At 59.2% G+C, this 12,031-nt stretch carries 12 protein-coding genes; all 12 read left to right on the top strand.

Annotated features, from left to right (window positions below; all coding sequences use genetic code 11):
• The first annotated feature begins 3 nt into the window (after positions 1-3).
• The 12 genes from infB to purQ all read left to right on the top strand — a co-directional run bounded on the left by infB (position 4) and on the right by purQ (position 12,024).
• On the top strand, positions 4-2,400 hold the full coding sequence (gene infB / locus PHV01_RS09535) for a translation initiation factor IF-2 (protein WP_337290925.1): 2,397 nt from the start codon (positions 4-6) through the stop codon (positions 2,398-2,400).
• 47 nt (positions 2,401-2,447) lie between these two features.
• On the top strand, positions 2,448-2,756 hold the full coding sequence (locus PHV01_RS09530; RefSeq protein WP_337290924.1) for a DUF503 domain-containing protein: 309 nt from the start codon (positions 2,448-2,450) through the stop codon (positions 2,754-2,756).
• Positions 2,757-2,790: 34 nt separating this feature from the next.
• On the top strand, positions 2,791-3,150 hold the full coding sequence (gene rbfA, locus PHV01_RS09525) for a 30S ribosome-binding factor RbfA (RefSeq protein ID WP_337290923.1): 360 nt from the start codon (positions 2,791-2,793) through the stop codon (positions 3,148-3,150).
• 5 nt (positions 3,151-3,155) lie between these two features.
• Positions 3,156-4,058 carry a PHP domain-containing protein gene (locus PHV01_RS09520; protein WP_337290922.1) on the top strand — a complete coding sequence of 301 codons (903 nt, stop codon included), beginning with the start codon at positions 3,156-3,158 and terminating at the stop codon, positions 4,056-4,058.
• A gap of 113 nt (positions 4,059-4,171) precedes the next feature.
• Entirely contained in the window at positions 4,172-5,113 is a 942-nt protein-coding gene (truB, locus tag PHV01_RS09515) for a tRNA pseudouridine(55) synthase TruB (RefSeq protein WP_337290921.1), read from the top strand.
• Positions 5,110-6,072 (top strand): bifunctional riboflavin kinase/FAD synthetase, encoded by a 963-nt coding sequence (locus tag PHV01_RS09510; protein WP_337290920.1) that lies wholly within the window; start codon positions 5,110-5,112, stop codon positions 6,070-6,072. The genes truB and PHV01_RS09510 overlap by 4 nt, the downstream gene beginning before the upstream one ends.
• A gap of 64 nt (positions 6,073-6,136) precedes the next feature.
• Positions 6,137-6,406, top strand: coding sequence for a 30S ribosomal protein S15 (rpsO, locus tag PHV01_RS09505; RefSeq protein WP_337290919.1), 270 nt, complete (start codon positions 6,137-6,139; stop codon positions 6,404-6,406).
• Positions 6,403-8,514, top strand: coding sequence for a polyribonucleotide nucleotidyltransferase (gene pnp / locus PHV01_RS09500; RefSeq protein WP_337290918.1), 2,112 nt, complete (start codon positions 6,403-6,405; stop codon positions 8,512-8,514). The genes rpsO and pnp overlap by 4 nt, the downstream gene beginning before the upstream one ends.
• Positions 8,515-8,559: 45 nt before the next feature.
• On the top strand, positions 8,560-9,771 hold the full coding sequence (locus PHV01_RS09495) for a pitrilysin family protein (RefSeq protein ID WP_337290917.1): 1,212 nt from the start codon (positions 8,560-8,562) through the stop codon (positions 9,769-9,771).
• Between the two features lie 12 nt (positions 9,772-9,783).
• On the top strand, positions 9,784-11,076 hold the full coding sequence (gene purB / locus PHV01_RS09490) for an adenylosuccinate lyase (protein WP_337290916.1): 1,293 nt from the start codon (positions 9,784-9,786) through the stop codon (positions 11,074-11,076).
• Position 11,077: 1 nt separating this feature from the next.
• Complete coding sequence (gene purS / locus PHV01_RS09485) at positions 11,078-11,332, top strand: phosphoribosylformylglycinamidine synthase subunit PurS (protein ID WP_337290915.1); 255 nt, start codon at positions 11,078-11,080, stop codon at positions 11,330-11,332.
• On the top strand, positions 11,329-12,024 hold the full coding sequence (purQ, locus tag PHV01_RS09480) for a phosphoribosylformylglycinamidine synthase subunit PurQ (protein ID WP_337290914.1): 696 nt from the start codon (positions 11,329-11,331) through the stop codon (positions 12,022-12,024). Before purS ends, purQ begins: the two co-directional genes overlap by 4 nt.
• Positions 12,025-12,031 lie beyond the last annotated feature (7 nt).

Here is a 12,031-nt window from a genome sequence, read left to right as displayed (position 1 = left end):
GGAATGATTAGGGTTTACGATCTGGCGAAACTGCTCGGCATGTCAAGCAAGGAGCTCATTGACCGACTTGAGCGGTCGGGCTTACAACTGAAGAGCCACAGCAGCAACGTGGATGAGGACCATGTGAGGGCACTCCTGACAGCCACACCGCCTCAGAAGAAAAGCCGTCCCAAGCCCAAATCGATAGAGACCGGTCCTTCGGCTCCGACGGTCCACGCTAAGCCCGTGGAGAGCCGACGCCCCAGGACAGGAAATGCACCGACAACAACAACCAAGGTTTTGGCTGGCAAGCCCGCCCGCTCCAGGCTTGCCGAGGCAAAGGCACCATCCGGGGGTGGGCCAATAACCGAAGGGACGAGTTCCGTTAAAAGATTGGGCGCGGTTGAGTCGCAGGGACCTGGCAAGTCCAAATCTACCCCTACCCTACAACCGCCTAAGGGGACAGCGGTTCTCGATCAGCCGCCCTCTGTGCCGCTTCAGCCTCCTCGCGAGGCCACGGTAGCGCCAGCAGGTTTGAAAGGGGAGCCATCCCAGATCCTCATGCCGCCTTCGTCTGTCTCACCCACCGGACAGAGGGTGGCTGTGATCCCGCCGACGCTGGAACCTCAGGTCCAGGTAGAGCAGGTCGAGCGTGAGCCCTCGCCTCCGTCTCGCCCGATAGTCCGGATTGCGGAGACGATTACCGTGAAGGAGCTGGCGGAGAAGATCTCGATGAGCCCCAGCGAGATCATCAAGCAGTTGATCAAGATGGGGATCATGACCACTATTAATCAGCCCCTCGATGTGGAGGTGGTAAAAGGTGCGGCCGACCAGCTAGGGTTCTCAGTGGAAGTGACGTCCCTGGAAGAAACTGCGACCGAGACGAAGGAGCTTGAGGACCTGTCGCTGCTCCTACCCAGGCCTCCAGTGGTCACGATCATGGGTCATGTCGATCACGGTAAAACATCTCTGCTGGATGCGATTCGGCAGACCAATGTCATTGCCTCGGAGGCGGGAGGAATCACTCAGCACATTGGTGCCTATCAAGTCGATCTGTCGGGTAGCAAGATTACGTTTCTGGACACGCCAGGCCACGAGGCGTTTACCGCCATGCGGGCGCGTGGAGCACAGGCGACCGATATCGTAGTCTTGGTGGTGGCGGCCGATGACGGGGTGATGCCCCAGACGCTGGAGGCGATCAGCCACGCCAAGGACGCGGGCGTCCCGATTCTGGTTGCGATTAACAAGATCGATAAGCCCGGCGCCGATCCGAATCGTGCCAGGCAACAGTTGGCGGAGCATGGTCTGGTCCCGGAAGAGTGGGGAGGTCAGACGGTCTATGTGGAGGTTTCGGCCAAGAAGAAGGTGGGCATAGATCACCTTCTCGAGATGCTGCTGCTGCTGGCCGAGGTTCAGGAACTGAAGGCGAACCCGCACAGGGCAGCGAAGGGCGTCATCGTCGAGGCTGAACTGGATCGAGGTCGTGGACCAGTCGCGACAGTGTTGATTCAGCAGGGGACCCTGAAGGTGGGGGACGTGATCGTGGCCGGATTACATTCGGGTCGGGTACGGGCCATGAACAATGAGACGGGGAAAAGGGTCCAGATGGCCGGGCCCGCGACCCCGGTAGAGGTGCTGGGTCTTTCAGGTGTCCCCATGGCCGGAGATACATTCGTTGTGGTATCCGACGAGCGGAAGGGACGGCAGATCGCTATCAGTCGGCAGCAGAAACATCGCGAGGAGATGATCGGTTCGAAACACCGCGTGACCTTGGAGGACTTGCACCGTCGCATCCGGGATGGTGAGGTCAAAGAACTTCGAATGATTATCAAGGGGGACGTCCAGGGCTCCGTCGGACCGTTCCGCGAATCGCTGGAGCGGATTAGCACCGAAGCGGTCAGATTGAAGGTGATTCATGCGTCGGTCGGCGCCATCACCGAAACTGACGTAATGCTGGCCTCGGCCTCTAATGCTGTCATTGTCGGATTCAACGTACGTCCTGAGCCAAAGACTCAGAAGCTGGCCGAACTGGAAGGCGTTGAGATTCGGCTCTACACCGTGATCTACGACGCCATCAATGAGATCCGACAGGCGATGGAGGGGCTGCTGGAGCCCACGTATATTGAGCGGTCAATTGGTCGCGTGGAGGTTCGTCAGGTCTTTGCTGTGCCCAAGGTGGGAGCGATTGCCGGTTCATTCGTTGTAGAGGGAAAGATCTATCGAGACAGTCAGATCCGCATTGTTCGGGATGGCAAGGTTGTTCACAAGGGGCGAGTGGGATCGCTTCGCCGCTTCAAAGAGGATGTCAGAGAGGTGCAAGGCGGGTTTGAGTGCGGCGTCGGTCTGATGAACTTCAACGACGTCAAGGTCGGCGATATCCTGGAAGTCTTCGAACTTGAATCGGTAGCACAGAAACTCTAACAACGTGTCGGGTTGCGAATTATTCCTAATGCGAAACCCGGGACTCGTTGCTCGAAACTATTTTGGCTATGACCGTCGGAACCTGCCGCGTCGAGTTGCATCTCCCCGGCAACAACTCCCTCAAAGGTAAGCGGCGGGTTATCAAGGGCCTCAAAGATCGGATCCGAGGCCGTTTCAATGTCTCTGTTGCTGAGGTAGATCGCCTCGATGAATGGCAGCGCGCCACGCTGGGGATTGTCTGCGTCAGCAACAATTCCCGCCTGGTAGACGAGACTCTGACCAAAGTGGTAAATCTCATCGAGACTCACCCCGACGCGCTGATGCTCGATTACGAGATCGATTTGATGGCCCATTGACGTTCTTGGTCTGGTGGTCGCGGAGAGGATGGTCATGCAAGGCAGACGCGCCGATCGTGTAGGTACCCTGATACAGGAAGAGATCAGTCGTCTGATCTTACGATCGGTCAAGGACCCGAGAATCGGATTTGTCACAGTCACCCATGTCAAAGTGAGTGAGGATTTACGGCACGCGAGCGTCTATATTGCGTCGGCCGGCGGCGACATGAAACAGCGTCAGGAGACGTTGGTCGGCCTGAAGAAGGCGGCCGGTTTTCTCCGTGGGGAGTTAGGGCGGAGGGTTACCCTGCGTTACGTCCCGGAACTTCTCTTTTTGCTTGATGATTCGCTTGAGCAGGAGCTACACATGGCTGAGCTGTTCCGGCAGATCGAGGCTACCGGGACGAAGGAGTAATGACGATGGCGAGTCGTGTCGATCTGCACCTTCACACGAAAGCTTCCGATGGCGCGCTTCGACCGGCCGAGTTGGTGGAGGCGGCCGCCCTCATTGGGATCCGCGTGATAGCTGTGACCGACCACGACAGCGTAGGTGGGATCGGCGAGGCGCGAGAGGCTGCCTCAGGCCTGCCGATCGAGGTCATTCCGGGGATCGAGGTGAGTACCAACCTGGATGGCAACGAGATCCATGTTCTGGGCTATCTGCTCAATGCGGACGATCCTTCCCTACGAGAGGCCCTTGGCCGAGTGCAAGCGGATAGAATGACTCAGGCCCACGCCATGGTTGAGCGGCTAGGCGCGCTCGGGTATCAGATCGAGTGGGACCGCGTGATAGCTATTGCGAATGGGGGATCAGTCGGGCGGCCACATATCGCAAAGGCCCTGGTAGAGCGCGGCGCCGTTGCGTCGGTCGACGAGGCATTCTCGCGTTTTCTGAGACGGGGGGGTCCTGGTTATGTTGAAGGTCGAACCCTGCTCCCACAGGAGGCGATTAGCCTGATCAGGGAGGCTCAAGGTGTACCCTCACTGGCGCACCCGATCATCGCGGGGGCAAGCGATTACCATCTGGACCTGGAGCGACTGCTGCCGATGATGATGGAGGCGGGCTTAGAAGGGATCGAGGCCTACTACAAAGGGTATACCCCAGAGATGACAGCATCCCTGCTCGCCGTTGCCGATCGACATCAACTCATGCCCACTGGTGGAAGCGATTTTCATGGTGGCGGAGTCGTTGCGGATGCCGAGCTGGGAGGGGTAGAGGTGCCCTGGGAGACCGTCGAACGGCTGCGAGCAAGAAAACAGGAGTTGGACCGGGCGCTAATCAGCCCATCTAGTGTCGTGACTCACAATGACCGTTCGTGCTGAGCCAGTCGAAGCATGAACGGAAGGCCGTAACAAGATTCACCCTTCGACACGCTCAGGGCGAACGGAACTGTCGAGCCATTACTGAAACACTTCATTAGTCTTTGGCGGAGGCAATGGAACTCAGCGGGGTCTTGAATATCAATAAGCCTGGGGGGATGACCTCCCATGATGTGGTGGACGTGGTGCGGCGTCTGCTCAAGATGCGCCGCGTTGGCCACACCGGTACGCTCGATCCGAGGGCCACCGGAGTCTTGCCGCTCTGTATTGGGCGCGCGACTCGAATCGCACAATTTCTCACTCAGGCCGACAAGGAGTACCTGATTACGATGCGGCTGGGCATCACTACCGATACCTTGGATGCTGATGGGAAGGTGCTGTCCCAGACGGACAATATCACCGTAGATCCTGCCAAGCTACCGGACGTCCTGAAGCAGTTTGTCGGCGAGATCCAGCAGGTGCCGCCGCTCTTTTCCGCCAAGAAGCATCAGGGGGAGCGCCTCTATCGTCTGGCTCGGCGTGGCGAAACAGTCGAACGGCAGCCGATTGCAGTGCGGATCCATGACCTCACGCTTCTGGAGATTGATCTGCCTTTCGTCCGGTTCCGGGTCAGTTGTTCCAAGGGGACGTATGCCCGCAGCCTGTGCGATGACATCGGCCGTGTCCTCGGGTGTGGCGCACACCTGTATGCGTTGACTCGCGTCCGGTCGGGTCGTTTTCTGGTTGAGAACGCGCTCACGCTACAGCAGCTCGAGCAGATCGTTGCGGAGGGTCGCATCCTGGAGGCACTGATCCCCATTAGCGAGGCCCTGGGGCATCTTCCGGTTGTCAGGGTTCACCCTGAGTCCTCTCGAGGGGTTGTCCAGGGAAGCGGGATGTCGGCCGGCGCACTGCTCAGCTTTCCCCTGGAGGTGGAGAAGGGTGATCTAGTTCGAGTTCTGGGGTATCGTCGCCAACTCCTTTCGCTGGCTGAGGCGACAGTTGCCGGCCGGGAGTTCGCTGCCATCGACCCGCGCCGGATTGTTCTAAAGCCGGTACGGGTCCTTGCCGGGCAATGATTGTTGTCGAGCAGATTGAAGATCTGGAAGACGACTATCCGGCCCCTGCGGTGGCGGTTGGGACATTTGACGGGGTCCATCTCGGACACCGCGAGATTCTTGGTCGAGTGGTGCGGTGGGCTCGTCAGGAAGGGGGAACAGCGGTTGTCTTCACCTTCGCGCGGCACCCGTTAGAGGTGGTGAACCCTTCAAACGCGCCGTCCCTCATCACTCCGCTCTCGATCAAGCGGGACATCATTGCCGCTCTTGGCGTCGACCTGATGATCGCCGTCACCTTCACCCCTCGTCTTGCTGCCACCTCGGCGCGCGATTTCGTGAAGAGCTACCTGGTCGATCGGCTTCGGGCTCGGTTTGTCTGTATTGGATACGACTTCGCCTTCGGCAACGCCAGGGCCGGCTCCCCGGAGGTGCTCATGGGGCTTGGGCGGGAGCATCAGTTCGTACTCGATGTGGTTCCTGCGATGACCGAGGACGGCCAGGTGGTGAGTTCCACGCTCATCCGCGGCTTACTGGCAAGAGGGGATCTTCGGCAAGCTGCCCGCTATCTAGGGCGTCCGTACGCGATTCGTGGACACGTCGAACGTGGCGCCGCACGGGGCAAGGGGCTGGGGTACCCGACAGCCAACCTTCCCGCTACGGCTGATCTGCTCATTCCGGATGGCGTGTATGCCGGCCAAACGTGGTTGAAACAGGGATTGCGCAAGGCGCTGGTCAATGTCGGGAGGGCCCCGACCTTTGGTGGTGAGGCGCGCCGAGTGGAAGTCCACCTGCTGGAGACCGAGGAGGAGTTATATGGAGAGATCCTTACGCTCTTCTTTCTCGAACGTCTGCGTGGCGAGCGACGCTTCGAGAACCCGTCACTGCTCCGACAACAGATCGACAGCGACAAGCGGCAGGCGGACGCGGTATTTGCTGCGTGCCCCAGGTTTTCTCCGGAAGAATGGACTTTACTCCCCTGAGGGCGTATGCTATCGTACTCGCGATTACAGGTATCTATTTGAGAAGAAAGGAGGATAGGGCTCCGTGGTCAAGGCATCCGCAAATAAGCAAGAGATTATTGGGCAGTATCGTCTTCATGATAGCGACTCCGGCTCTCCGGATGTGCAGATCGCTCTCCTGACCGGGCGAATAGGGTATTTGACCGAGCACCTGAATAGCCATAAGAAAGACTTTCACTCCCGGCGAGGACTGCTCCGCCTCGTTGCGCGGCGCCGAAAGCTCTTGGATTATCTTAGGAGCAAGGATGTGAACCGGTACAAGCAGATCATCGAAAGGTTGGGAATTCGTAAATGAGTTGTCGTGTCGAGCAAATCATCGAAGGGAAACCATTGAGTATCGAGGCCGGGCGTGTGGCCAGGCAAGCCGATGGCGCAGTGTTAGTCCGGTACGGCGACACGGTCGTTCTTGTCACGGCGGTGGCTTCGAAACAGATGCGACAGGGAGTCGATTTCTTTCCGCTCACGGTTGATTACCAGGAGCGGGCGTATGCGGCAGGTAAGATCCCTGGCGGCTTCTTCAAGCGAGAGGGCCGGCCCCATGAGAAGGAGACGCTGACCTCCCGCCTCATCGATCGTCCGCTCCGGCCCCTCTTTCCGGATGGCTATCGAAATGATGTCCAGATTATCGCCACGGTCCTGTCGGCTGACCAGGAAAACGACCCTGACGTCTTGGCGGTGCTGGGCGCCTCCGCGGCTCTTGCCATCGCGCCTATTCCGTTCCTCGGACCGATTGGGGCTGCCAGGGTGGGCCGGGTTGGCGGCAAGTTGGTCCTCAATCCAACCTATGCCCAGATGGAAGAATCTGACATCGATATCGTTGTTGCGGGGACCAGAAGCGATGTGGTCATGCTTGAGGCCGGAGCCAATGAGATCCCTGAAGTAGTGATGGTGGAGGCGATCGAGTTTGGGCATAAGGGGATCCAGCCGATGATTAACATGGTACTGGATCTGGCGAAAGAGCTTCGGGTTGAAAAGACGCCCTTCCAGGCTCCATCTCCGGATCCGGAGTTGTGCGAGCGCGTGAGCCTTCTCGCCCGCCAGGGGCTTCGGACCCTGACCGGGATCGCCGAGAAGGAGGAGCAGCGCAGCCGTCGGCAGGCGCTCTTTGATGAAGTCATGGGCCAGTTCAGCGCTGAGCCGGACGATCGGAAGATCGCCGTCAGGGGGCTATTTGAGCAGATCGAGCACGAAGAGTTGCGCCGAATGATCCTGGAAGAGGGGAAGCGGTCGGACGGAAGGTCACTCGAGGATGTTCGGCCGATCACCGCCGAGGTTGGAGTCCTGCCAAGGACTCACGGATCGGCTCTCTTCACCAGGGGTCAGACCCAGGCCCTCGTGACCACCACGCTCGGCACCTCGGAAGATGAACAGCGCCTGGATAATCTTGAAGGGGAAGGCACCAAACGGTTTATGCTCCATTATAATTTTCCACCGTTCAGCGTCGGCGAGGTCAAGTTTATGCGCGGTCCCGGTCGGCGCGAGATCGGACATGGGGCGCTTGCCGAGCGGGCTCTTCTCGCGGCGCTACCGCCGAAAGAGGAGTTTTCGTATACCCTTCGGATCGTCTCGGATATCCTCGAGTCGAACGGGTCGTCATCCATGGCTACGGTCTGTGGCGCAAGCCTCAGCTTGATGGATGCCGGGGTTCCGATTCGGTCAGCGGTGGCCGGGGTCGCCATGGGACTCGTCATGGAAAATGCGCAGGCAGCGATTCTCACCGATATCATCGGGCTTGAAGATCACCTCGGCGACATGGACTTTAAGGTGGCCGGCACGCGGGAAGGGATCACCGCGCTGCAATTGGACATCAAGACCCATGGCATTGCACCTAGCCTCATGCCGAAGGCACTGGATCAGGCCCGACGCGCCCGCCTCCATATCCTGGATCAGATGGACCGCGCTATTGCGACGCCAAGGCCGAATATGTCGGCGTATGCTCCCCGCATCATCACGATTATGATCCCGGTGGATAAGATCCGTGATGTCATCGGCCCAGGCGGCAAGGTGATCCGCGGGATTGTGGCAGACTCTGGGGCGAAGATCGATGTTTCAGACGATGGACGGATCGAGATCGCCTCGGTTGACGAGGCCGCAGCGCAAAAGGCGTTGTCGATCATCAGCAAGATCGTCGAGGTTCCTGAGGTTGGCAAGGTCTATCGAGGGAAGGTCGTCAAGATCATGGACTTTGGCGCTTTTGTCCAGATCCTCCCAGGCACCGATGGCCTTCTGCATATCTCTCAAATTGCCGAACACCGGGTGAAGCGGGTCGAGGATGTCTTGTCGGAAGGGGAAGAGGTCATGGTGAAGGTGATCGACATCGACAAGAACGGCAAGCTCCGGTTGAGTCGGAAAGAGGTGTTGGAGTCGGAGGGACAGGCCAAAGCGGAACAGAGGTCCTCCTGAGCAATGCCCCCTCTCTCCTACAATCGCCAGGTATTACCAAATGGGATGGTTGTGCTCAGCGAGCAGATGCCTGCCGTCAAGTCGGCCTCGATCGGTGTCTGGGTGCGGGTTGGGTCTCGGGATGAGGCGGAAGAGATGGCCGGCATCTCCCACTTCATCGAGCATATGCTCTTCAAGGGGACACCGCGGCGGAGCGCGCAAGAGATCGCCAGGACGATTGACGCCGTTGGCGGCACACTCGACGCCTTCACGAGCCGCGAGAGCACCTGTTTCTTTGCCAAGGTGTTAGGCGAGCACCTGCCTCTGGCCATTGATATCCTGGCTGATACCTTCCTTCACTCCAGCCTTGACCCCAAAGATATTGAGCGGGAACAACAGGTGGTTCTCCAGGAGATCAAGATGGTGGAGGACACCCCCGATGATCTGGTTCACGACCTGTTTGCCGAGGCGATCTGGAGTGATCACCCGGTGGCCAGGCCGATCCTGGGGCGGAAGGAAACGGTGCGCCGCTTTACGCAAGACGACGTTCGCTGCCACATGGGCCGCTTCTACCGTCCTGATCGGACCGTCGTGACGGCGGCCGGCGACCTGGAGCACGAGCGGCTGGTGGATTTGGTGATGCGGACATTCGATAACTTTGAAGGCCGATCCGTTCACGCAGACCCTCCGCCACCATCTTCCAAGGCGGCGGTCAGGGTGGAGGAGCGTGATACGGCCCAGCTCCACCTGTGCCTAGGCATGGATGGCCTCCCCTTTGCCCACCGGGATCGCTATGCGCTCTACCTGTTAAATGCCATGCTGGGTGGCAGTATGAGTTCTCGGCTCTTTCAGGAGATTCGCGAAAAACGAGGTCTGGCATACTCGATTTACTCCTATCAGGCCTCCTATCGTGACTGTGGCCTGCTGGTTATTTATGCCGGGACTGATCCCGAGTCATCAGGACTGGTCGTGGACCTGATTCGGGCTGAGTGCGCCCGTCTGCGGAATCAGCCGATCGATCCCAGCGATCTCCAGCGGGCCAAGGATCAGCTCAAGGGCGGTCTGCTCCTTGGTCTCGAAGGGACGAGTAGTCGGATGACTCGTCTTGCCAAGACAGAGATCTATTTCGAGCGCACTTATGGCCTGGATGAAATCATTGCCGGGATCGATTCGGTGTCTACCGATCAGTTCGAGTCGCTGATGAGAAGAGTATTACGCGACGAGGCGTTCGCCATTACCTCTATCGGCCCTGTTCCTCAGGCGGCCCTGCTCTCCTGATCACTCATCCCGATGATCTCCCGCTATACGCTCCCCCGAATGACCTCCATCTGGGAACCGCACAGTCGCTACACCACATGGCTGCAGATCGAGTTGTTGGCGTGCGAGGCCTGGGCCGAACTGGGCGTGGTTCCGCGCGAGGCGCTGGCCGTAATCCAGGAGCGGGCCGGCTTCGACCTTAACCGCATCCAGGAGATCGAACGGGAAGTTCGCCACGATGTCATCGCCTTTGTCTCGGCGGTGGCGGAACGGGTCGGTCCGGAGGCGCGCTACCTCCATTTCGGGCTGACGTCCTATGATGTGGTTGACACGGCCCTGGCGGTGCAGCTTCAGCGGGCTGCCGACATTCTACTGGAAGACCTCGATGCGCTCTCCCTGGTGCTTGCTGACCTCGCTCGACGCCACAAGCAAACGATCATGGTTGGGCGGACGCATGGGATTCATGCCGAGCCGATGACCTTTGGTTTGAAGCTCCTGCTCTGGTATGGTGAAGTGGCGCGCAATATCGATCGCCTCCGTCGGGCCAGGGAGACCGTGGCCTACGGCAAACTCTCCGGCGCTGTTGGGACCTTCGCCCACCTTCCACCATTTGTGGAAACGTATGTCTGTACCAGGCTTGGGTTAAAGCCGGCGCCGATTTCCAGCCAGATTCTCTCCAGGGATCGACACGCCGAATTTGTGCTCACGCTGGCCCTGATCGGGACCTCTCTCGATAAGTTCGCCACCGAGATCCGACACCTGCAGCGAACTGAGGTGCGTGAGGTCGAGGAGCCGTTTGTCGAAGGGCAGAAGGGATCATCGGCCATGCCTCACAAGCGGAACCCGGTCGCCTGTGAACAGGTATCCGGGTTGGCGAGGCTGCTGAGAAGTTACGGCCAGTCGAGCCTGGAGAATGTGCCGTTATGGCACGAGCGCGACATCAGCCACTCATCTGTAGAGCGGGTCATTTTGCCCGATGCGACCATCCTGCTTGATTACCTGTTGGTCCGTTTCCGGGAAGTGCTGGAGGGACTACGGGTTTATCCGGATCGAATGCGGCACAACCTGGAACTGACAGGGGGTCTGGTTTTCTCAGAGGCGGTATTGCTGGCGCTGGTTGGCAAGGGGCTCACTCGGGAAGCTGCCTACCGGCTGGTGCAGCGGCATGCCATGCAGGCGTGGGAGTCGGGTGAACCCTTCAAGCCGCTCCTGCTGGCCGATTCGGAGATTCGCCGGCATCTCTCCCCTGGCGAGGTTGAAAACTGTTTTGATCTTGGCTATCATCTGCGACATCTGGATGACATTTTTGCTCGTACGGGGTTGTGATATGCTGACCGCGAAGATCTACGTCACCTTGAAGCCGGGCGTCCTCGACGCCCAGGGGGATACGGTACGGTCTGCCCTTGAGACGCTGGGGTTTGAGGGGCTGGCGGATGTGCGGATCGGAAAGTTCATGGTACTCACGCTGAACAGCCTCACGAAAGAGGAGGCGGCTGCGCAGGTCGAAGAGATGTGCAGGCGGCTGCTCGCGAACCCGGTCATTGAAGACTACAGCTTCGACATAGAGGGGGCCGCGGGGTGAAGTTTGGCATCGTGGTCTTCCCCGGCTCTTGGAGCCAGCAGGACTTCTACCATGTCATCGTGAACGTCCTGAAGGAGCAGGCCTGCTACCTGTGGCATAAAGAGGCCGATCTCAAAGGCTCCGATTGTGTGATTCTCCCTGGAGGATTCGCCCATGGTGACTATCTGCGTTCCGGCGCGATCGCGCGACTGTCCCCCGTTATGCGAGCGGTGACGGCCTTTGCGGAAGCCGGCGGCTTTGTCCTGGGAAGCTGCAACGGGTTTCAGATCCTGACCGAGGCCGGTCTACTCCCAGGCGCGCTTTTGCCTAACGACTGCTTGCACTATCGGTGCAGGTGGGTCCACCTGAGGGTGGAGAGCCGACAGACCCCCTTTACGGCTGCCATGCAACCCGGGCAGGTGGTGCGGATGCCGATCTCGCATGGCGACGGGCGATACTACATCGACCAGGTAGGGTGGAAAAGGCTGGTGGAGGGCGACCAGATCATCTTTCGCTATTGCGATGCGAAGGGAGAACTCGCGAAAGACGCGAACCCGAACGGTTCGCTTGACCAGATTGCCGGCGTCTGCAATGAGCGCCGCAATGTCCTGGGATTAATGCCTCATCCGGAGCGGGCCGCCGAGGCGATCCTGGGTTCTGAGGATGGTTGCCTGATGTTTGCGTCGATCCTGAACACCTTTGTCTGCGCCTGAGGCTTCC

It is taken from the genome of Candidatus Methylomirabilis sp. (assembly GCF_028716865.1).
GTDB lineage: Bacteria > Methylomirabilota > Methylomirabilia > Methylomirabilales > Methylomirabilaceae > Methylomirabilis.
The sequence above is the reverse complement of the archived record's forward strand: the minus strand, read 5'-3'. Positions and strand labels throughout refer to the sequence as shown.